We start from the raw sequence: 21388 nt of genomic DNA on the forward strand, positions 1-21388 counted from the left end.
CCGCAACCACCACCGGCATGGCGGTACTGACGTACGCGTCGCGCGGCAATCGGGCCACCCCGACACGGCGAGCGTGGCGGCCCACGGCTATGGCGATCAGGCTGCGGTCGGCGCGGCCTTGACCAGCAGCTGCCCCATCGCCGCGAGGACTGTCGGCTCGACTCGGTAGTAGACCCAGGTGCCGCGCCGCTCGGACGTAAGCAGCCCGGCTTCCTTGAGCTTCTTCAGGTGGTGGGAGACGGTCGGCTGAGAAACGCCCACGTCGGAGATGTCGCACACACAAGCCTCGCCGCCCTCGTGCGAGGCCACAGCCGAGAACAGCCGAAGCCGCACCGGGTCGCCGAGCGCCTTGAACATCCGCGCGGCCGTCTCGGCCTCCTCCGCCGTGAAAGGGCGCTCGGTGACCGGTGGGCAGCACGGCGCCGCAGCCTCGCCGGGGGCGGGTTCCAGCAGCGGTAGCACCTTCGTATTCGACATGCATCTATGTTGACACATGTCGAACTAATGATGCGAGGGTCGGGCGGTCTCAGGTCCTGGAGGGGTGGCGTGTCCCGCGCACCGCTACGCCTGCCCGCCCCATGTCGATCTCCAGTTTCGATGATTGTCTATGTTGACGCTCGTCGATACAGGTGCAATGCTTGGCAGCGCAAGAGATCGACGGATGTCGAAACAAAGGGGAATCTCGTGAACGCGCTCACCGACCAGCTGCCCGTCGTGGTCATCGGCGCCGGTCCTATCGGCCTGGCTGCCGCTGCACATCTCGTCGAGCGTGGCATCGAACCCCTGGTCCTGGAGACTGGCGCGACAGCGGGCAGCGCTGTGCGCGAGTGGTCGCACGTTCGGTTGTTCTCGACCTGGGGCGAACTCATCGACCCGACCGCCGAGAAGCTCCTCGCTCCGACCGGCTGGGTCCGCCCCGACGCCTCCACCTACCCGACCGGCGGCGACTGGGCCGAGCTCTACCTCCAGCCGCTCGCCGAAATCCTCGGCGACAAGGTCCGCTACGGCGCCACAGTGACCGGCGTCGCCCGCGCCGGCCGCGACCGCATCGTCGACTCCGGCCGCGACCAGCAGCCGTTCACCGTGCACATCCAGTCCGCCGACGGTGCCGAGGAGCGGCTCACCGCACGCGCAGTCATCGACGCCTCCGGCACCTGGTCCGTCCCGAGCCCGATGGGCGCCGACGGACTACCCGCCCTCGGCGAGAAGAAGACCGCCGACCGCATCACCTATCGCGTCCCCATCCTGAGCGACCCGGCCGTTCGCGCCCGGTACGCGGGCAAGCGCACCGCCGTCGTCGGCTCCGGCGCCTCCGCTTTCACCGCCCTCGCCCTCCTCGCCGACCTCGCGAAGGAGAACGACGGCACACACGCGGTGTGGATCCTGCGCCGCGGAATCAGCGACAACACCTACGGCGGTGGCGAGGCCGACCAGCTCCCCGCCCGCGGCGCACTCGGTCTGCGCGCCAAAGCTGCCGTTGAGGCCGGCCAGGCGAGCGCCGTCACCGGCTTCCGTGCACAGGCCCTGGAACGCGACGGCGACCAGCTTGTCCTTGTCGCGGAGGACGGCCGCCGCCTCGACCCGGTCGACGAGGTCATCGTCCTCACCGGTTTCCGCCCCGACCTGTCCTTCCTCTCAGAGCTCCGACTCGGCCTCGACGAGCGCCTCCAGGCCCCGACCGCGCTCGCCCCGCTCATCGACCCCAACGTCCACTCCTGCGGCACGGTCTACCCGCACGGCGTCAACGAGCTCTCCCACCCGGAACAGGGCGTCTACCTGGTCGGCATGAAGTCCTACGGCCGCGCGCCGACGTTCCTCGCCATGACCGGCTACGAGCAGGTCCGCTCCATCACCGCCTCGCTCGCAGGCGACCAGGAGGCCGCCGAGCGCGTCGAACTCACCCTCCCGGAAACGGGCGTATGCGGCGGCGCGGGCCTGTTCGACGAGCCGGAGAACGCCGAGGAGTCCGGCGGTGGATGCTGCGCCGCACCCACCACCCTCCAGATCGGAGCCGGCGCCCCGGCACCCACGTCCGGCGGCTGCTGACCCCACACCTGCACAAGGAGGATCAACATGTCCCGCGTACAGCTGGCCCTGCGAGTCCCGGACCTAGACGCGTCCATCGCCTTCTACAGCCGACTCTTCGGCACCGAGCCCGCCAAACTCCGCGATGGCTACGCCAACTTCGCCATCGCCGAGCCCCCGCTCAAGCTCGTCCTGATCGAAGGCACCCCGGACGAGGACACCCGCCTGGACCACCTCGGCGTCGAGGTGGCGTCGACGGAGGCCGTTCACGCCGCAACCGCCCGCCTGAGCGAGGCCGGCCTGGCGACGACCGAGGAGAACGACACCACCTGCTGCTACGCCCTCCAGGACAAAGTCTGGGTCCACGGCCCCGGCCAGGAGCCCTGGGAGGTCTACGTCGTCAAGGCCGACGCCAACTCACTGGCCAAGCAGCAGGGCAGCACCTGCTGCACCCCGGCCTCGGCCGACACCGACTCGAAGGAACCGGTCACCGCAGGCGGCTGCTGCTGATTGCTCAGAGCGCGGCACGGGCGCCGGCCGGGGCTGGAGCGGGGCGGAGACAGGAGCACAGGCCCGGCCGGGGGCGGGCCGCACGCGGTGAGTGGAGCGAGCCGTCTTGAACCCGTGAAGAAAGTTGTTGTGCGCATGTGGCGGAGCCGGGGCTGGCCGTGGTGGAGGTCGCGGCCGCCGACGATACGACCGCCTTCGCCGGCCAGGAGCTGCTCGCCGAACGGTGGGCGATCGCGCCGGCGAACCGTGCGACCCGGGAGTGAGCAGGGTGTACCCGTGCGCTGCTTCCTGGACGTGTGCCAGGCACCGGACGCATGAGCCACGGCGCGGCCCTGCGCCGCGAGCCCGCATGCGGGGCGTACGTGGTGTTCGTAGGCTGGTGCTGCTCGGGGTAGCTGCGGAGGTCTGCCATGCCCCGATCGATCTGGTCCGGAGCCATCTCGTTCGGCCTGGTCACGGTGCCGGTCAACGTGGCCAGTGCCACGGAGAGCCACAGCATCAGCTTCCACCAGTACCACCTGGAGGACATGGGCAGGGTCCGCTACCGGAAGATCTGCGAGATCGAGGACCGCCAGGTCGACGAGAGCGAGATCGGCAAAGGCTACGAGCTCGCCAAGGACCACATCATCCCGATCAGCGACGCCGACCTCGAAAACCTGCCGCTGCCCACCGCGAAGGCCGTGGAGATCGAGGCGTTCGTGCCGCTGGAGTCCATCGACCCGATCCGCATCAGCGCCGGCTACTACCTCACCCCCAAGGGGCAGGTCGCGGCGAAACCGTACAAGTTGCTGCGCGAGGCCCTCGGCAGATCGTCCCGGGTTGCCATCGCCAAGTGGGCGTGGCACGGGCGCGAGCGCCTGGGCATGCTGCGGGTGCGGGACGAAGCGCTCGTGCTGCACGTCATGTACTGGCCCGACGAGATCCGTGACCCCACCGAGTTGCTGCCGCCGCCCGTGGAACTGACCGAGAGCGAGATCGACGGTGCGCTCGCGCTCATCGACAGCATGACCCGCGAAGCCCTGGAGGGCCCGGAGTTCCACGACTCGTACACCGACGCCCTGGCGCAGATCATCGAAGCCAAGCGCGAGGACAAGCCCATGCCCGAGGCACCCGAGCCTGCGGACACGGACGGCAAGGTGTTCGACCTGATGGCCGCCCTCAACGAGTCCGTGGCCAAGGCGAAGGCCTCCCGCGGCGAAGGCCCGGCCGAGGTGCACGAGCTGCGGAAGAAGGCGGCCACGGCCAAGAAGACACCGGCGAAGAAGCAGCCCGCCAAGAAGACGGCCGCGAAGAAGGGCACTGCGAAGAAGACCGCCGGGCGCCGGCCCCGCAGCGCTTAGGCGGGGGCCCGGCATGGACATCGAGCTGACGTACAGCAAGGGGCTGCTGCGGAGCATCGGCGATGTGGAGATCTCGTACGGGCGTCGGGAGTGGCTGGACAGCACACCGCGCGCCCTGGGTTCATGGCCGCTTGAGTACAAGCGGCTCAGCACCAGCTTGCTGGCCGTGGGCGGCGTCGAAATCACCTACCGCACGTGGTCCACCCAACCGCGCACGGTCGGGCAGTGGAACTGTGAATGCAGCAGATTCGGTGCCCGCCTGCTGCGCGTCGGACCTTATGAGCTGCGGCATGACACAGGCGGCAGCCGCGTTCGCGGCATCGGCCCGCTCGAAGTCTTCTACGACCGACTCGGCTCTCGTCCCATTCGCGTGCGGCTGCATGACGGCAGCGAGCGGCTGTCCGAGGACCATGTCCTGGTGCTCTTTCTGGTGCTGTTCTGGCAGGAGCAGGCCGGGGAGGCATCCCGGCGGCGAGCCAGGAGCTGACATCCCACCGGCCGGGTGCGAACAGCGCCCGAAGCGCCTGCTCCCGCTTGACACCCCATGAGATGAGAAGCCGCACGTGGACGTGTGGCCTTGAGGGAGTGCTCAGGCGGAGATCAGGTAGGTACCGTTCCCTGCATGACCGATGAGGGGATCCGGCCCGCCGTCACCGCCGACGTGCCCGCCGTCAGAGCCGTGACCGACGCCGCCTACCACCACTACATCGAGCGGATCGGCAGGGTCCCGCAACCCATGGAGCGGGACCACGCGGCCAACGTGGCCGAGGGGAAGGTGTTCGTCGCGGAGGAGTCCGGCACGGGGCGCGTGGTCGGGCTCGTCGTGGTCGAGGCGTACGAGGATCACCTGTACCTCGACAACATCGCCGTCCACCCCGACGCCCAGGGACAGGGCGTGGGGCGACGGCTGCTGCACTTCGTGGACGCACACGCGCGTGCGCTGGGTCTGCCCGAGGTCAGGCTCTACACGCACGCGTTGATGTGGGAGAACCAGAAGATCTACCCGAAGTACGGCTACGAGACCGTCGAGCATCGCGTGGACGGGCCGTACGACCGCATCCACTACCGCAAGCGGCTCGACTGACGTTGTCTGAGGGGGCCGTCGGGGCGTTTCAGCCGTCCGGCCACCAGGTGCGCGCGATGTCCTTGCGGACCTCGGGTCGTCCCGAGGGGCGCTCGTCGGCCTCCTCACGGATCCGGCGGGCATCCGTCGTCCTCTTCAGGGGCTTCTGCACGGTCACACGGCGCATGGCTGCCTCCTTCAGGGTCCACCGAGTTCCTCGTTCTCAAGGGGGTAGACCCGTGCGGGGAGAGTTCCTCATCGCCGCTGGTCCTGTCAGTGGCCGCTGTCACGATTCGACTGTCAGTGGCGGGTGTCACTCTTGGCCGTATGACCGACATGACGAACGGTGAACAGGCCATCACAGGGGCGGACCCGGTCAGGGACCCGGACAGGGGCACGGACTGGGACGCGGCGGCCGCCTCCTTCGACGACGAGCCCGACCACGGCCTGCGCGACCCCGAGGTGCGCCGGGCCTGGGCCTTCCGGCTGGGGTCCTGGCTGCCCGAGCGTGCGTCCGACGTCCTCGACCTCGGCTGCGGCACCGGCAGTCTGTCGCTTCTCGCCGCCGAACAGGGACACCGGGTCACGGGGGTGGACCGGTCCCCGGTGATGGTGGACCTGGCCCGCGCCAAGCTGGCCGGGCGTGACGCGGTGTTCCTCGTCGGTGACGCCGCGGCGCCGCCGGTGGGGGAGGAGCGGTTCGACGTCGTGCTCGTACGGCACCTCCTGTGGGCGCTGCCCGACCCGGGCCGGGTCCTGCGGTACTGGCGCGGGCTGCTGCGCCCGGGAGGGCGGTTCGTACTGGTCGAGGGCGTGTGGGGGACCGTCGACGCCGTGGGCCTGACGGCGGACCGGCTCACCGGGCTGCTCGCCCCGCTCGTCGGGCACGTGCGCGTGGAGCGTCTGTCGGACGACGAGCTGCTGTGGGGAAAGGCCGTGGACGACGAGCGGTACGCCGTGGTGGCGACGGCCTAGGCCAGCAGGGACTCCAGACCGCCCTCGACGGTGGCGAACCCCTCCAGCTCGTCCAGAGCCGCCACGGCCGCCTCTGCCGCCGCGGGGTCCGTCTCCGCCAGACCGCTCTCGGCGAACTCGTCCTCGTCCAGGCGGCGTACGTCCGTGCCGTCCGCGGACCGCCACAGGTCCAGGTCCAGGTCCTCGACGACCAGCTCGGGGCCGGACAGCGTGGCCGGGCGGGTGACATCGCAGTACCAGCCCTTGAGGGCACCCGCGGCGTCCCGGACCTCCTTCACGGCGTACCAGCGGTCGCGCCAGTAGTACTCCGTGAAGACGTCGCCCGGCTCGAAGCGGACGAAGCCGAAGTCGCGGACCCCGGCGCCGGACCAGGGGGCCCGGACGGCGATGCGGGTGCCATCGTCGGCGACCAGCTCGGCCTCGTAACGGATCTTCGTACGGCCGCCCTTGACGAGGACCACGTCGAGCGGGCGTCCCTGCTCAGCCGAGTTCGCGGACATGGCGCACCTCCGTCGCGCAGACCTCATAGCCGAACCACTTGTTGATCGCGAGCATCGGGCCGTTGCCGGCGTCGTTGCCCGTGAAGGCCTCCGTGTACCCGGCGGCGCGGGCGCGATGCAGCGAGTCGTTCTTCGCGAGCTTGGCCAGGCCGCGGCCGCGGAAGGCGCGGGCGCTGCCGGTCATGGCGGTGCCGTAGCGGGTGGCGCCGTCCGTGCGGGCGGCGCTGAAGGCGGCGGGTCGGCCGTCGACGAGGACCACCGAGGTGAGCTCGTGGCTGTTCAGCGGGTGCCGCCAGGTCTCCTCCAGCCAGGCCTCGTAGTCCGTGAACTCGGTGTCGACGTCACCGGGTTCGTCCAGCGTCGCCTCCGCGTCCAGTTCGAACAGCGGGCGCGGGTCGTCCGCGAAGTCGGCGGCCGTGCGCAGTTCGACGCCGGGTGGGAGCGCCTGGAGCGGGGGCAGCGTGCCGTTCGCCAGGTCGAGGCGCAGGAAGTGCGCGGAGCGGCTCGCGCTATAGCCGTGCCGTTCGGCGAAGGCGCGGTTGTCCGGCTCGTCGAGCACCCAGGCGAACAGGGCGGTCGCGCCCACGGCGGCCAGGTGTTCCTCGGCGGTGCGCAGCAGGAGCGCGCCGGCGCCGCGGCGCGTGCGCTCCGGGTGCACGTACACGTTGACGAAGCCCTGCCCGGGCTCCGGGCTGTCGTGGGCGATGCCGACCTGGGCCGTACCGATGATCTCGCCGTTCTCCTCGGCGAGGAGAGGCCGCGCGTGGGCGTCGGGGTGGGCACGGGTGGCGCCGTGGACCACGGCCTCCGGAGTGACTACGAGATACGGGAGGGCGCGGTGCCGGACACCGACGAATCCCTCGACGTCGGCTCGGACTTCGGGACGCAGATCGCGGACGGAGACGGTCATGTGGCCGCACGCTACGCGGGCGATGTGCCGGAGTGCCTCTCATTTTCCGGCGGGTACGGGACAATCGGCCTGTGACATTGAAGATCCACATCGACGACAGTGCCGCGCCGTACGAGCAGGTGCGGGCGCAGATCTCGAAGCAGGCGCGCTCGGGGGTGCTGCCGGTGGGGTACCGGCTGCCGACCGTGCGGGGGCTGGCGGAGTCCCTTGGCCTGGCGGCCAACACGGTCGCCAAGGCCTACCGCGCCCTGGAGAGCGACGGGGTGATCGAGACGCGGGGGCGCAACGGCACGTTCGTGGCCGCGGCGGGCTCCGCCGCGGAACGGGAGCTCGCGTCGGCCGCCCAGGCGTACGTCGAGCGTGCTCGTCGGCTGGGGCTGACGGAGGCGGATGCGCTGGCCGCGGTGCAGGATGCCCTGCGGGCGGCCTACAGGGGCTGAGCGCTCCGCCGGAAGTGCCGAGTCGGGCAGGTGGTCGGCTGCGGCGCCGTCGTGGCTGGTCGCGCCCACGCGGCGGAGCCGCACATCGAACACTGCCCCGCGCCCCTTCCGGGGCACCTCCGAACCGGAGTGAACTACGCCTGACCCGCCTGTTCAGCGCCGTGCCGCGAACTCCGGCGTTCGCGTCACGGTCAGCCCCGCCCGCGTCGCCGCGCGCCCGAAGGCCACCGCGTCCGCCACCGCCGCCGCGCCGGGGTCGTTGTTGAAGTACGCGTACATGTCCTCGGCGTCGGACCAGGTGGTAACCATGCGGTCGACCCAGGTCTCCAGGGAGCGCCGGCCGTAGCGGGGCCAGGGGTGGGCGCGGCCCTCGTGGAAGCGGACGTAGCCCCAGTCGGCGGTGCGCCACAGGGGCGTGACCGGGCGGGCCTGTACGTCGGCCCAGCACAGGGCGGCACCCCGGGACTCCAGCACCTTGCGGGTGCCGGCCGTCCACCAGGACTCGTGGCGGGGCTCGACCGCGATCCGGGTCCCGGACGGGAAGCAGGCCAGGCAGGCGTCGAGGAGGCCGGGGTCGGCGCGCAGGGTCGGCGGGAGTTGGAGGAGGACCGGTCCCAGGCGGTCACCCAGGCCCGCCGCATGGGACATCAGGCGGTGGACCGGCTCCTCGGGATCCTTGAGGCGCTTGATGTGGGTGAGGTAGCGGCTCGCCTTCACCCCGACCACGAAATCCCCCGGCACCCGGTCACGCCAGACCTCGAAGTTCTCCCGCGTGGGCAGCCGGTAGAAGGCGTTGTTGATCTCCACCGTGGCGAAGTGCCGCGTGTACTCCTCCAGCCACAGCCGCATGGGCACGTCGGCGGGGTAGAGGGCACCCCGCCAGTCCCGGTACTGCCACCCCGACGTCCCGACGAACAGGGTCATACGACCATCAAAGCACCGGAAGGCTAGAGGTACAGCCCCGCGTCCGCCCCGTCCCGCGGGTCCGGCAGCGACGTCGGGGACGTGCCCCGCTTCAGCGCGTACAGCTCCGCCAGCGTGGCGCCCTCACGGCCGACGCCCTCCTCCGTGCCCAGCCAGGTGGCCGCCTCACCGCGCGTCAGCGGACCCACCTCGATGCGGGCGAGACAGCGGCCGGGGCGGACGACGGCGGGGTGGAGGCGCTCCAGGTCCTCGTTGGTCGTGACACCGACCAGGACGTTGCGGCCCTGGCCCAGCAGGCCGTCCGTCAGGTTCAGCAGCCGCGACAGCGCCTGGCCCGCCGTGTGCTTCGCCTCGCCGCGGATCAGCTCGTCGCAGTCCTCCAGGAGCAGCAGCCGCCAGCGGCCCTTGCCGGTCGAGTCGTCCTCGCCGATCGCGATGTCCATCAGATAGCCGACGTCACTGAACAGCCGCTCCGGGTCCAGGACGCAGTCGACCTGGCACCAGTCCCGCCAGGAGCGGGCCAGCGTCCGCAGCGCCGACGTCTTGCCCGTGCCCGGCGGGCCGTGCAGCAGGAGCAGCCGGCCGGCGATGTCCTCCGGGGTCGTCTTCATCAGGCGGTCCATCGCGTCCGCCACCGGCGCGGTGTAGTTGGTCCGCACCTCGTCCCACGTGCCCGCCGAGATCTGCCGGGTCGTGCGGTGCGGGCCGCGCCTGGGGGAGACGTACCAGAAGCCCATGGTGACGTTCTCCGGCTGCGGTTCGGGCTCGTCCGCCGCGCCGTCCGTCGCCTCGCCCAGGACGCGCTCCGCCAGTTCCTCACTGGTCGCCGTCACGGTGACGTCGGCGCCCCGGTTCCAGCGGGAGATCAGCACGGTCCAGCCGTCGCCCTCCGCCAGCGTCGCGCTGCGGTCGTCGTCGCGGGCGGTGCGCAGCACACGGGCGCCCGGCGGCAGGAGCGTCACCCCGGACCGTACGCGGTCGATGTTCGCCGCGTGCGAGTACGGCTGCTCGCCCGTCGCGAAGCGGCCGAGGAACAGCGCGTCGACGACGTCGGACGGCGAGTCGCTGTCGTCGACGTTGAGCCTGATCGGCAGAGCGTCGTGTGGGTTCGCAGACATGCGGCCATGATCCGTCAAGCGGCGGGCCCGTGCACCCGGTTTCCGCGCCACACCCCGCCAACGGACGATGCCCGCCACCCGGGCCGACGCTCCCGGCGCACCCCCTCCACCCTGTTACAGGACCGTGCACTGCCGAAACCTGCCCGCGCGGATGCCGCCGCCGTTACCGTTGTCCTTGATGGGACGTCATGGGTGGAATTCGGGGGCAGGGCGGTGGCGGCTCACCGCGCTGCTAGGGGTGGGCGCGGCGGCTCTGGCACTGGTGGTGACGCTTTTCAACACGCTCCCGGGCAACGGTCTGAACACCGACGGCACCTCACGCGACGGCGACAAGGTGCACGGCAACCCGACCGCCACGCCGGACGCCACGAACCCGGAGGTGGGCTGGGGGTTCACGCACACCCAGTACAGCGCCGACGAGGGCGACTCCGCCGCCGTCAAGCGCGTCGAGGGACGGCTCGCGGACGCCGGGGGGCTGCCGCAGATCCAGCACATCATGGGCTGGGGCTCCGACAATCCCGAGCCGGTCGAGGGGCGCTACGACTTCGAGGCGATGGACCGCCGCATCGACTTCATCCGCGCCTCCGGCAGCACCCCCGTCGTCACCCTGTGCTGCGCCCCCGACTGGATGAAGGGCGGCAAGGCCGGCGTCGACAACACGAACTGGAGCCAGGCCGCCCTGGAGACGCCGCCCGAGCCCGGGCACTTCGAGGACTTCGCCGCGCTCGCGGTGACCGTCGCCAAGCGCTATCCGGACGTACGGCACTTCATCGTGTGGAACGAGTTCAAGGGCTTCTGGAACGACGCCGAGGCCCGCTGGGACTACGAGGGCTACACCCGGCTCTACAACCTCGTCCACAAGGCGCTGAAGAAGGTCAACCCCGACATCATGGTCGGCGGGCCGTACCTCGTGATGGACAGCGTCGACCCGCGCGCTGAGGAGGCCTCGACGGAGCTGAAGGGCTCCTGGGGCGCCATGGACCAGCGCACGATCGACGCCTTCGCGTACTGGAACCGGCACAAGACCGGCGCCGACTTCGTCGTCGTGGACGGCTCCAGCTACACCCGGGACGACGAGCTGCTGCCCGACGAGTTCACGGCCACCGACAAGTTCACGGCCGTCAGTCAGTGGGTGCGCCGGCAGACCGGCGATCTGCCGCTGTGGTGGGCCGAGTACTACGTCGAGCCCGCCGACGGCAACGACGACCGCAAGGAGTGGTCCGAGGCCCGCCGGGTCGCCGTACAGGCCACCGGGATGATCGCGCTGGCCAAGGGCGGCGCCTCCTCCGCCTTCTACTGGAACCCGGAGGAGGAGCGCGGCACCGCATGCGCCGGGTGCCTGTGGACGCCGACCGACACCGCGGGCGGCGGTGCGAAGCTGCCCATGTACGACCTGGTGGCCCGCTTCGGCAAGGAGTTCCGGCCGGGCACCGAGTACAAGAAGGTGTCCGTGGACAAGCCCGATGTGCGGGTCCTGGCCACGGACAAGGCGGTCCTCGTCGTGAACACCCTCGACAGGCAGACCGACGCGGAGATCGACGGCGAGAAGGTCGAGCTCCAGGCCTACGAGGTCAAGTGGCTCAAGCGCTGAACCACTTGACCGTCACGCTCCTCACTTGATCGTCAGGAACCGCTGCACCAGCGAGGCCAGCAGCACCGCCAGCAGCGGCAGCGAGAACCAGAAGCTGCTCTGCAGCCAGCGCAGTTGCCGCACACTCGGCGCCATCGCCACCCGGACGATCTCGCGGGCCATCAGCAGCACGATCAGCGCGAGCGCCGCGAGCCCCCCGACCACCGACCACGGCGTCCAGGTCACCTGCGGCCCGATCGGACCGGGATCGGCCTTCGCAACTGCGCCGGCCGGCTGCTTGCGCAGCGCGTACATCGTCACGTCGGCGTTGGCGAAGACCTTCCTCAGCTCCTGCCGCTTGTCCAGGTTCTGGATCAGCCGCGGCTCCCAGGTCGCCGAATAGCCCACGTCCATCCGCAGATAGGTGACCTGACCCCGGTTGATCATCAGATACGAGTTCGGACCCGCGTCCTTGAGCGCCTTGACCAGCCCCGACACCAGCACCGGGTCGGTCGGCGCCAGCGTCGGCAGGTACTCCACCTTCTCCATGTCCCGCGAGCCCCACGGCATCGACGGCGTCACGACGTTGACCGGGTCGTTGCTCAGCCACAGCAGCCGCGCCGTCGGATCGTCGTGCGCGTACACGTAATCCATGGCGGCGACCTCGCCGGGCAGGATCCGTTCGAACGGCTCGTTGCCCCAGCGGGCCACCAGGAAGCCGCCCATGAGCACCAGGCCCGCCATGAGCGCGGCCAGCGGGGCGAGGCTCACCCGGTCCTTGTCGCGCTCCTTCGTGGTGATGCCGGTGCGCGGGAAGAGGGCGAGTCCGGCCAGCAGGGCCGCGCCGGGCAGAGCGAACATGAAGACGCGCAGCGCCATCTCGCCGCCGTACGACTGCATGCCGAAGCCCAGGAACGGCACGAAGGTGAGGACGAGCAGCGAACGCTCCCGGTAGTTGTGGAAGCGCCGCCGCCACCAGCCCCAGCAGGCGAAGGCCATCACACCGCCGGCCAGCAGCACGCGTGTGTAGAGGACGAGCTTGTGCGTCGAACTGCCGCCCTCGATGCGGCCGGAGACGGAGGACGACACATTACTGCCCACGCCGCCGACCCCGCCGAAGAGCTCGTCGAAGTGCCCGGACCAATACGGCTCGGCCATGAAGCCGATCCAGACCGTCACCATGACGCCGAACAGGATCGGCAGACCGCGCAGTTCCGACTTGCCGATCAGGACGAGGGCCGTCAGCACGCCCAGCATCACGAACGGCGTGAGCTGGTGGGCCGGCACGCTCGCCGCGAACAGGCCGATCACGACCATCAGCAGCACGGCCCGCTGCCGCCGGTCCGTCGGCTCGACCTCGACCTCGCCGGGCCGCCGCTTCGTCCAGATCACGCGTGGCGCACGGAACCAGACCAGCAGGATCGCCGCGAACACCAGGTACAGCAGATACGTGAAGCCCTGCGGCGAGAAGTAGTCCTGGCCCACCCAGCCGCTGAGCACGAAGATCCAGATGCCGGTCCACTTGGCGCGCCAGCTCGCCCGCATCGAGCGCACGAGCAGGAACATCGGAACCAGGTACAGCAGTTGGACGGCCAGCGGCCACCAGCGGATGACCTCGCTGAGGTCGCTGACCCCGCAGGCCTTCGCGGCGAACGCGGCCACCGCGAAGAAGCCCGGCCAGCTCCAGCGCGCGTCCAGGTCGGGCACCGCCGACCCGGTGCGGTCGATGTAGTCGAGGAAGCCGAGGTGCTGCCAGGCCGTCGCGAACCGCGGCTCGGTCTCGATCAGAGCGGGCAGGGCGTGCAGCGACACGACCGTCGCGAGCAGCGTGATCAGCAGCAGCGCCCGGTGCTCGCGACCCAGCCACAGCAGCGAGGCGAACACCACCGTCAGCAGCGCCGCCCCGACCAGGGTGGGCAGCGGCAGCACGGAGATCAGCCCGAGCCCGCCCATCTTGTCCAGGTCGCTCTCGCCGAGCCGCAGCGCCGGCACCCAGTACAGCAGCAGCGCGGCGACCAGCAGACAGCCGAGGACGACCCCGAGGCGGGTGGGCAGCAGCCGCTCACGCCAGGTCAGCGCGGGCGCCGCGGGCTGTCGTACGGCCTCTTCGTGCATGGGCGGCTCTTCCCGTACGGCTGACTCCCGCCGTGCGACGGCCTCCTCCCGTACGGCAGCCTCCTCGTGCTCCTCCGGTACGGCACCGTCGCTCGCGTCCGTGTCGCTCGCGGCCAGGCCGAACTCGGTCTCGGCGAAGGGCGCGTCCACCTCGGCCGGCCCCAGCGATGCCTCCGAGCCGGGCTCCCGCTCCTCGACCGGCAACCCCACTTCCGGCTTGCGTGCCCAGGTCGGGCGGTGGTCCGGGCGTACCGGCGGGGTGCCCGTGGGCGGCGTACCGGGACCGGGGCGGACGTCGGGACGGCGTTCCAGGTGGTCGAAGTCGACGTGGACGCCGAGGGCGAGCGTGTCGGTGTCGAGCGCCCAGGCGGGACCCCGCTTGCGCGCCCCCTCGGCGACCTCGCGCGCCCCCAGGTCGGCGAGATCACCGTCGGGCGCCGCACCCGCGGGCACCTCGGCCGAGGTCGCCCGCACCGTCTTGTACAGCTTGGGCGCCGCGATCGTGACGATCACCGCGAGGGACACGATCTCGGCGACACCGGCGCCGGTCAGGCCCATGCGGGGGAGCAGCAGCAGCGTCAGACCCAGCACCAGGGCGCACAGCAGGCCCTGCAGCCAGGCCAGCCCGGCGGTGCGGCTCTGCGCGCGCAGGACGGCGAAGTACGTCTCCATCACGACCCGCAGCAGCGCGCCGGCCGCGAACCAGCGCAGCAGCGGCGTGGCCGCGTCCGCGTAACCCTGGCCGAAGACGCCCAGGATCCAGGGCGCCCCGAAGAACAGGATCGCGGCGACCGGCACCATGATCCGCGCCATGCGCTTCAGCGCGGCCCGGGTGTTGGCGGCCAGCCGCCCCGGGTCGTGCGAGCCCTCGACCGTGAGGGAGGCGCCCATGTTGATGGCGAGCAGATTGACCGTGCCGCCGATGGTGGCCGTGATGTAGAAGTACGCGTTGTCCTCGGCGGAGACCTGCGCGGCCACGATCACCGGGATCAGATAGACCACGGCGAGGGAGAACAGGGAGCCGGTGTAGTCGCCGGCCAGGAACTTCCCGATCTCCTTCAGGGACGGGGGACTGATGCGGTCCTCGGTGGCCTTCACATGGCGCGGCACCAGACGCCGGAACACCAGCCAGCCCAGCGGCAGTACGGACACCGCGATCGCCGCGACCCACGACACGAAGACACCGGCGGTCGGGATCGCCACCGCGAAGGCCACCAGCAGAGCCAGCTTCACCGCGGAGAACACGGTGTTGCCGACCGGCACCCACACCGCCCTGCGCAGCCCGGTCAGCACCCCGTCCTGGAGCGTGAGCAGGTTCCAGGCGATGACGGCCACGACGAAGAACAGCCCGTTGACCGGCCCGCCCAGGAACCGGTACGACGGCCCCCAGAGGTCCAGCGTCAGCAGGAAGACCCCCGCGGCCAGGGCCACGACCACGCAACTGCCCGCGTACGTCCGGAAGATCAGGCGACCGCTCTTACGTCCCGCGACCGGGATGAACCGGGCCAGCGCGCCCGTCAGCGTCACCGCGGTCAGACCCGCGAGGAACTTCATCGCGGCGATCGCGGCGGAACCCTGGCCGACCGCGGACTCGGAGTAGTAGCGGGCGGCGGCCAGCCAGAAGCCGAGCCCCAGCACCGCCGAGACACCGGTGTTGATCATCAGGGCGTAGGCGTTGCGGAACAGCTGACTGCCCCCGGAGGACCCGCCCATGCCGGGCAGGCGAAGGCGGCGCCCCGACTGCTCGGGCGCCGGCGCGTCGGTCGATGCGGGCTCGGTCGTGGTCGTCGTGTCAGACACGGGAACGGATGGCCTTCCGGCGGACCTGTCGGGCTCTGCGGACGACGGCGTACCCCTTGGTGAGGGCACGGTCCCTGGCGAAGCTGCGGGCGATCGCACGGCCTTCGACCATCCGCCCGAACTCCTCGATCGAGGTGGTGCGGCGCACGGTCAGGCGGGTGAGCGCGTACGGCCCCTGCCGGCGCCGCGCCAGACCGTTGTTGACGGCGAGTGCCTGGTCGTACCCCGTCTCGCGCACCGCCTCGCGCACCCGGCGGCTGGAGTAGCCGTACGGGTAGGCGAACGAGGCCGGGACGCTGCCCAGCCGGTCCGAGATGATCTCCTTGCACAGGATCAGCTCGGAGCGCAGCTGATCGTCCGGGAGCTGGTCGAGCTGGGGGTGCGTATGGCTGTGGCCGCCGATCTCGACGTCCGCCCCGGCGAGTTCGCGGACCTGGTCCCAGTCGAGCATGGTGTCCAGGCCGCCGCCCATGTCGTGCGGGCCCTTCAGCCAGCCCGTGGAGACGAACACCGTGGCCGCGAAGCCGTGCTTGGTGAGCACGGGCAGGGTGTGCCGGTGCACGCCCTCGTAGCCGTCGTCGAAGGTGATCAGCACCGGCCGCTCGGGCAAGGGCCTGCCCGAGCGCCAGCGCGCGGCGAGGTCGGCGGTCCTGACGGGCGTGAGGCCCAGGTCGCCGATCAGCGCCATCTGCTCCGCGAACGCCTCCGGCGCCACCGACAGTTCGCGGGTGGCGTCGTTCGGCGAGGTGGAGACGGCGTGGTACATCAGGATCGGCACGCGCGTGTCGGTCATCTGCTGCCCCCCTCTGCGCCGGCTGCCCCCTCGCCGCCGGCTCCCGCTCCGGTCCCCGCCACCGAGTACGTAACGCCGCCCCGGCGGACCCGGACACTCCCCACCACGTACCCACCGGCGGCCGTGAGCACCCCGGCGACGATCGCGCCGGCCCGCCCCGCCCCACCCGGCCGGGCCAGCACGGCGTCCCGCAGCCCGCGCGCGACTCCGGCCGGCAGGACCCGGGTGGCGTACCGGCGCTCCGACTCAAGGCCCTTGTCGGCGCCGACACTTCGGGCCACCAGGGCCTTGGACAGCCCCTCGGCGTAGGTGCGCGTGCGGAAGTACCGGAAGTGCTCCCGCGGCCCCGGCACCCTGTGATGGATCACCGCCCGGTCGTCGATCAGCAGGACCGCGTCGGGCTTGGCCCGGGTCAGGCGGATGCACAGCTCCGTCTCCTCGCAGCCCAGCGGCAGCCGGTCGCCGTCGCGTCCGATGCCGCTGGCGAAGCCGCCCGCGAAGTCGAACGCCGTACGGCGGAAGGAGGCGTTGCCGCCGAGGACGTTGCGCACCTTCACGAGCCCGCGTGGCAGGCCGCGGTAGGTGCAGCCGACCACCCAGTCGAACTCCTCCGGGAACCAGGCCGGTCGTCGCCCCGACTCCCAGATCGGCTCGGTGCGCCCGCCGACGGCCATGACACGCGGGTCCGCGTACCCGGCCGCGAAGTGCTTCAGCCAGTCCCGCTCGGCCACCGCGTCGTCGTCGAGGAACGCGATGACCTCGCCGTACGAGGAGGCGATGCCGGTGTTGCGGCCCGCGGACAGGCCACGGGGGCCCGCGTTGGCGAACACCCGCACATCGGTCGCTTCCTTGTACTCCTTGGTCAGCCGGTCCAGGAGCGCCTCGTTGTGGTCGACGACCAGCAGCGTCTCCAGGGCCGGATACGACTGCGCCCGCACCGAGGAGACCGCCGCGAGGATGTCCTCCCAGCGGTCCTCGGTGTACACGCAGATCACGACGGAGATGTCGGGACCGCTCAAGACGCCTCTCCCCGGACCGAGTGAACCGGGTGCGCCGGCTGAACCGACGGCACCGAGCCGAGCGTCGGGGAGTGCGCCGCGGCGGTGCGGCGGCGCAGAGCACGCCGGTTGGAGCGCTCCTTGAGGATCACCTTGAGCACCCGCAGCCCGTCGCGCACGGCCCGCAGATTGCTCGTGCCGTGGATGCGGAGGTACTCGTGGCTCGGTATCTCCTGCACCTTCAGGCCCGCCTTGACGACCCGGATGTTCATCAGGGTCTCCACCTCGAAGCCGGTGCAGTCGAGGTCGATCTTGTCCAGGCAGTGCCGCCAGAACGCGTTGTAGCCGTAGCAGAGGTCAGTGTAGCGGGCACCGAACTTGCGGTTGACCGCCGTGCACAGTGCCCAGTTGCCGAGCTTGCGGATCGGCGTCATGTCGTCGGTGCCGCCGCCGTTGGCGAAGCGGGACCCCTTGGCGAAGTCCGCGCCCGAGACCAGGGCGGAGACGTACGACAGGATCTCGTTGCCGTCGGCCGAGCCGTCCGCGTCGACCATCACGATGATGTCGCCGGTGGCCGCCTCGAACCCGGTGATCAGGGCATCCCCCTTGCCCTTGCCGCGCTGCCGCACGACCTTGACGTCAGGCCACAGCTCGCGGGCCACCTCGACGGTGTTGTCGGTGGAGTTGCCGTCGACCAGGACCACTTCGTGTATCCAGTCCGGCAGTGTCTTGAAGACGTACGGAAGGTTCTCCGCCTCGTTCATGGCCGGGATCACCACGCTGACCGGTGGTGCGATGGCCAGGTGCATGGAGACGGGCCGGTACTTGCCGACAGTTGACGGACTCTGGTCCGCGACCGCCGGGCGCAGAAAAGAACTCATGAGTCTGGTCCCTCTCGTCCGGTGGACCGCCCGCCCCTGGGCGGCCCGGCATTGTGTCCGGTTCGAAAGGGGGGTTCTCACGTACGGCACGGACGAATGGATCTCCGTGCACGCATGGTGAGCTGGCATATCTGGCCGACCACCGATAATCGGCAGCCGGTCGCGCGGCACGACTCGGTCACAAGTGCGGACACCGTCACCGAGCACCCCCCTACCGCGCCTCGCGCCGGGACCGTCGCGGTCTTGAGCCCTCCCCTAGAGCCGCTTGGTGACAGTCCGATGCGAGTGAGATGTACGACGGTATTGATGATTGAGACTGTATGGCAAGAGCTGGAACGAGCTCTCACGTTTTTGTTGGTTTGACCGTAACCATCCGGGTTGTCTTGACCGTCACCGACGTCCCGAGCGGATCTTCCCCATGCTCTTCAGCAGCCGGTCGGCCGGTTCGAACAGCTCCGGCCGGGTCTGCACGGTGTTGCGCAGCGCCCGGACCGGGGCACGGCGTGCCCGGTGTCCGAACGCGACCGGGTGACGCCGGGTCACCCACCCCTCCGACACCTGCAGCTCACGTGTCTTCAGGGAGTCCTTGTACTCCTTCTGGCCCCGGCCGAGGTCGAGATGGGCGATGCCGTCGGCGGCGGCCGCCTCGGCCATGCGCAGATGCAGGACCAGCCCCGGGGAGTACTTCGAGAACGCCGGGTCGTACGCCGGGAACCAGCAGGCCAGCACCCTCTCGGTGCGCAGCCCGAAGTGCGCCGCGATCGGCTTGCCGCCCGCGTACAGCACCGACAGGATCCCCGCGAACGGCTCGGAACGGGTGTGGAACAGCTGCTCCACCAGCCCGGTGATCCACTCGTGCGCGAACCGGTCGCTGCGCCCGGTCCTGCGGTACTGCGCGGACTTCCAGGCCATCAGCGTGCGCAGGGCCGCCGGATCGCGCTCGTCGTGCACATAGCGCACGCCGTCGTGATCCCGGCCCAGCTTGCGCTCCTTGGCCAGCGTCGACTTCGTGAACTTCGGTGACCGCTCGCGCAGTTGGCTCAGATACGCCTCGTACCCCTGGTCGATGTCCATGACCGGGGACGGGAACGTGCCGGTCGCCGCCTCCTCGAACGCCGCCTGGCCCCCCACCAGGTGGTCGAACTCGAATACGGCGAGCCCGCACGCCTTCAGCAGCTCCCGGGCGTCCCAGGTGAACCCGGGCCGGTGCACCACCCCCTGCGCGTCCGAGACGCCGAGCCCGATGGCCCGGCCGACTCCGGTCGCCGTCCGCTGGAACGGGAAGAACGCCGCCGGCTCGCCGCCCTCCCGCACGACCGCGATCCGCACCCCGCGCCGGCAGCGGCCGACCGCGAGGGCGAACTCGGGCGCGAGGAAGGGGTTGGCCAGCTCGGGCGACCCCTGAAGATGGGCCTTGGACTGCATCGATGTCCACGCCGCCCGGTCGGCGGAGCTGAGCTCGCCGGGGCGGTACACGCTGATGTCCACGTCAGTCAGTCCGCCTTCGCGTCGTACGGCCGCGCAGCCGCCGCACCAGAACCAGCAGGAGAATGAAGGCGCTGATCGCGGTCACGGCCACGATTCCGCCGCGGACCGACCACCGGTGCACGGCCAGCATGCCCTGGGCCACCAGCATGTTGACGACGACCGCGCCCGCAACCGCGGCCACGGTCCTGCCGAAGGGTTCCAGTCCGCGCAGCGTCGCGGCGATCGCCACGGCCGGTGCCGCGAGCAGGAAGAACAGCGTGAACGGGCCGCGCAGCGGTGACTGCGAGCCGACGAGCGCGAGAACCGCGCCGAGTCCCCCCACGGCCGTCGCGGCGCCCGCGAGCAGCGGTGTCAGGTCCCTCCCCGGTCCTGCCCGCTCTCGCTCGGCGTCCTGAGACGCACCTGTCTTGCTACTTAAGGTCTGCATTGGCGACTTTGCCCCCCGAAGCGCCGGATGCCGGGCTTCAATGTCGCTCAGCTCCGTGGGGGCCGTCAAGACGTTCCCCGGAGACGGTGGGCGTCTCCGGGGAACGGGTGCCTCTGGTCGTACGGGTGTGCTGTTACGGGACGAGCTTCAGCAGCCGGTTGGGCGAGCCGGTGCCCGGGCCGGTGACCACGTTGGTGGTGGCGGCGCCCGTCAGGGCAGAGGCGACCGAGGCCGGGGTGGCCGAGGTGTGGTTCGCCAGGTAGACCGCCGCCGCGCCCGCGACGTGCGGGGTCGCCATCGACGTACCGGAGATGGTGTTCGTCGCGGTGTCGCTCGTGTACCAGCCGGCCGTGATGGAGGAGCCGGGGGCGAAGATGTCCAGCACCGAGCCGTAGTTGGAGTAGCTGGCCCGGGCGTCCGAGCTGGTGGTGGCGCCGACGGTGATCGCCTCCGTCACGCGGGCCGGGGAGTACGAGGAGGCGTTGGCGTTGCTGTTGCCGGCCGCGACGGCGTAGGTCACTCCGCTGGCGATGGAGTTGCGCACGGCCGTGTCCAGCGTGGTGGAGGCGCCGCCGCCGAGCGACAGGTTGGCGACCGAGGGACCGGAGTGGTTGTTGGTCACCCAGTCGATGCCCGCGATGACGCCGGCGGTGGTGCCGGAGCCCGCGTTGTCGAGCACGCGCACCGCCACGATCTTCGCCTTCTTGGCGACGCCGTAGGTCGAGCCCGCGATCGTGGTCGCCACATGGGTGCCGTGGCCGTTGCCGTCGGAGGCGGTGGTGTCGCCGTCGACCGCGTCGTAGCCGTAACTGGCACGGCCGCTGATCTGCTGGTGGGTGATGCGCACGCCGGTGTCGATGACGTACGCCGTCACGCCGCTGCCCGCGCTGTCCGGGTAGGTGTAGGTGCCGGAGAGCGGAAGCGCGGACTGGTCGATGCGGTCCAGGCCCCAAGGGGCGCTGGTCTGCGTGGTGTCGGCCAGCTGGACGCGCTGGTTCTGCTCGACGGACGCCACGGCCGGGTCGGCGGCGAGTTGTCTGGCCTCGGTCGCGGAGAGGCTGGCGGTGTAGCCGTTCAGCGCCTTGGTGAACGTCTTGCGCACCGAGCCGCCGTACTCCTTCACCAGGTCCTTGCCGGCGGCCGAGGAGGCCTTGAGGCCGGCGCTCTTCTTCAGCGTGACGATGTAGCTGTCCTTGATCGCCGTGGGGGAGCCGGCGGCCAGGACGTTCCCCTCGGCCGGGGCGGCCTGGGCGGGGAGGGAGGTGAGCCCGCCGACGAGGGCGGCGGTCGCCAGGCCGGTTATCGCGGCGAACCGGATTTTGTTGCTACGCAGTTGTGCCATTACGAGGGAGTCCTCCTCAAGGCGGTGCGCAGGTGGTGCGCGCACATGTGGGGGGTGCGTGCGCTGTCGCACGCACGGCCCTGGAACGTTGCGTTCCCGTTCCCAAGCCGAGGTAAAGGATCTGTGGTCCCGAGGCGACGGACAAGGGAGTTGACGACCTGTCAACAAT

Annotated in this window: 22 protein-coding genes; 9 read left to right on the forward strand and 13 right to left on the reverse strand. The window is 70.7% G+C overall.

From position 1 onward, the window contains the following. Window positions 1-96: 96 nt before the first annotated feature. Complete coding sequence (locus OHT51_RS33445) at window positions 97-477, reverse strand: ArsR/SmtB family transcription factor (RefSeq protein WP_328882637.1); 381 nt, start codon at window positions 475-477, stop codon at window positions 97-99. A gap of 207 nt (window positions 478-684) precedes the next feature. Here OHT51_RS33445 and OHT51_RS33450 point away from each other — a divergent pair, with 207 nt between their 5' ends. From OHT51_RS33450 to OHT51_RS33475, 6 genes are all read left to right on the forward strand, one after another. Continuing rightward, on the forward strand, window positions 685-2046 hold the full coding sequence (locus OHT51_RS33450) for an NAD(P)-binding domain-containing protein (protein WP_328882638.1): 1362 nt from the start codon (window positions 685-687) through the stop codon (window positions 2044-2046). Window positions 2047-2073: 27 nt separating this feature from the next. Then, window positions 2074-2535 carry an ArsI/CadI family heavy metal resistance metalloenzyme gene (locus OHT51_RS33455; RefSeq protein ID WP_328882639.1) on the forward strand — a complete coding sequence of 154 codons (462 nt, stop codon included), beginning with the start codon at window positions 2074-2076 and terminating at the stop codon, window positions 2533-2535. 137 nt (window positions 2536-2672) lie between these two features. Then, on the forward strand, window positions 2673-2798 hold the full coding sequence (locus tag OHT51_RS33460; protein ID WP_328882640.1) for a DUF6207 family protein: 126 nt from the start codon (window positions 2673-2675) through the stop codon (window positions 2796-2798). Window positions 2799-2945: 147 nt separating this feature from the next. Beyond that, complete coding sequence (gene ku / locus OHT51_RS33465) at window positions 2946-3875, forward strand: non-homologous end joining protein Ku (RefSeq protein ID WP_328882641.1); 930 nt, start codon at window positions 2946-2948, stop codon at window positions 3873-3875. Window positions 3876-3888: 13 nt separating this feature from the next. Then, entirely contained in the window at window positions 3889-4362 is a 474-nt protein-coding gene (locus OHT51_RS33470) for a hypothetical protein (RefSeq protein WP_328882642.1), read from the forward strand. 135 nt (window positions 4363-4497) lie between these two features. Beyond that, complete coding sequence (locus OHT51_RS33475; protein ID WP_328882643.1) at window positions 4498-4959, forward strand: GNAT family N-acetyltransferase; 462 nt, start codon at window positions 4498-4500, stop codon at window positions 4957-4959. A gap of 28 nt (window positions 4960-4987) precedes the next feature. Here the strand turns inward: OHT51_RS33475 and OHT51_RS33480 are convergent, their stop codons facing one another. Beyond that, window positions 4988-5125 carry a hypothetical protein gene (locus OHT51_RS33480; RefSeq protein WP_328882644.1) on the reverse strand — a complete coding sequence of 46 codons (138 nt, stop codon included), beginning with the start codon at window positions 5123-5125 and terminating at the stop codon, window positions 4988-4990. A gap of 149 nt (window positions 5126-5274) precedes the next feature. Between OHT51_RS33480 and OHT51_RS33485 the strand changes: the two genes are divergently transcribed. Next, on the forward strand, window positions 5275-5913 hold the full coding sequence (locus OHT51_RS33485) for a class I SAM-dependent methyltransferase (RefSeq protein ID WP_328884531.1): 639 nt from the start codon (window positions 5275-5277) through the stop codon (window positions 5911-5913). Here the strand turns inward: OHT51_RS33485 and OHT51_RS33490 are convergent. Then, entirely contained in the window at window positions 5910-6413 is a 504-nt protein-coding gene (locus OHT51_RS33490; RefSeq protein ID WP_328882645.1) for a DUF402 domain-containing protein, read from the reverse strand. The genes OHT51_RS33485 and OHT51_RS33490 overlap by 4 nt on opposite strands. Then, window positions 6394-7323: a GNAT family N-acetyltransferase gene (locus tag OHT51_RS33495; RefSeq protein WP_328882646.1), complete on the reverse strand. Its 930-nt coding sequence runs from the start codon at window positions 7321-7323 to the stop codon at window positions 6394-6396. Before OHT51_RS33495 ends, OHT51_RS33490 begins: the two co-directional genes overlap by 20 nt. 71 nt (window positions 7324-7394) lie before the next feature. Between OHT51_RS33495 and OHT51_RS33500 the strand changes: the two genes are divergently transcribed. Continuing rightward, window positions 7395-7763 (forward strand): GntR family transcriptional regulator, encoded by a 369-nt coding sequence (locus OHT51_RS33500; protein WP_328882647.1) that lies wholly within the window; start codon window positions 7395-7397, stop codon window positions 7761-7763. Between the two features lie 153 nt (window positions 7764-7916). Here OHT51_RS33500 and OHT51_RS33505 read toward each other — a convergent pair whose 3' ends face one another. Both OHT51_RS33505 and OHT51_RS33510 read right to left on the reverse strand, forming a co-directional pair. After that, window positions 7917-8687 carry a DUF72 domain-containing protein gene (locus tag OHT51_RS33505; RefSeq protein WP_328882648.1) on the reverse strand — a complete coding sequence of 257 codons (771 nt, stop codon included), beginning with the start codon at window positions 8685-8687 and terminating at the stop codon, window positions 7917-7919. Window positions 8688-8710: 23 nt separating this feature from the next. After that, window positions 8711-9805, reverse strand: coding sequence for a DUF5925 domain-containing protein (locus tag OHT51_RS33510; protein ID WP_328882649.1), 1095 nt, complete (start codon window positions 9803-9805; stop codon window positions 8711-8713). A gap of 178 nt (window positions 9806-9983) precedes the next feature. On the opposite strand from OHT51_RS33510, the gene OHT51_RS33515 reads away from it, so the two are divergent. Continuing rightward, window positions 9984-11396, forward strand: a complete 1413-nt coding sequence (locus OHT51_RS33515; protein WP_328882650.1) for a GH39 family glycosyl hydrolase — start codon at window positions 9984-9986, stop codon at window positions 11394-11396. Window positions 11397-11417: 21 nt separating this feature from the next. Here OHT51_RS33515 and OHT51_RS33520 read toward each other — a convergent pair whose 3' ends face one another. The 7 genes from OHT51_RS33520 to OHT51_RS33550 form a co-directional block, all read right to left on the reverse strand. Further along, window positions 11418-15290, reverse strand: coding sequence for a lipopolysaccharide biosynthesis protein (locus OHT51_RS33520; RefSeq protein ID WP_328882651.1), 3873 nt, complete (start codon window positions 15288-15290; stop codon window positions 11418-11420). Further along, the gene (locus tag OHT51_RS33525; protein WP_328882652.1) at window positions 15283-16083 is read right to left on the reverse strand and encodes a polysaccharide deacetylase family protein; all 801 of its coding nucleotides are present in this window, start codon (window positions 16081-16083) and stop codon (window positions 15283-15285) included. Before OHT51_RS33525 ends, OHT51_RS33520 begins: the two co-directional genes overlap by 8 nt. Next, window positions 16080-17102, reverse strand: coding sequence for a glycosyltransferase family 2 protein (locus OHT51_RS33530; protein WP_328882653.1), 1023 nt, complete (start codon window positions 17100-17102; stop codon window positions 16080-16082). The genes OHT51_RS33525 and OHT51_RS33530 overlap by 4 nt, the downstream gene beginning before the upstream one ends. After that, window positions 17099-17962 (reverse strand): glycosyltransferase family 2 protein, encoded by an 864-nt coding sequence (locus tag OHT51_RS33535; protein WP_328882654.1) that lies wholly within the window; start codon window positions 17960-17962, stop codon window positions 17099-17101. The genes OHT51_RS33530 and OHT51_RS33535 overlap by 4 nt, the downstream gene beginning before the upstream one ends. A 390-nt stretch (window positions 17963-18352) precedes the next feature. Continuing rightward, entirely contained in the window at window positions 18353-19450 is a 1098-nt protein-coding gene (locus OHT51_RS33540) for a GNAT family N-acetyltransferase (RefSeq protein WP_328882655.1), read from the reverse strand. A gap of 1 nt (window position 19451) precedes the next feature. Next, window positions 19452-19877 (reverse strand): hypothetical protein, encoded by a 426-nt coding sequence (locus OHT51_RS33545; protein WP_328882656.1) that lies wholly within the window; start codon window positions 19875-19877, stop codon window positions 19452-19454. 133 nt (window positions 19878-20010) lie between these two features. Next, window positions 20011-21219 (reverse strand): S8 family peptidase, encoded by a 1209-nt coding sequence (locus OHT51_RS33550; protein WP_328882657.1) that lies wholly within the window; start codon window positions 21217-21219, stop codon window positions 20011-20013. Window positions 21220-21388 lie beyond the last annotated feature (169 nt).

This window comes from Streptomyces sp. NBC_00299 (assembly GCF_036173045.1).
GTDB classification, from domain to species: domain Bacteria; phylum Actinomycetota; class Actinomycetes; order Streptomycetales; family Streptomycetaceae; genus Streptomyces; species Streptomyces machairae.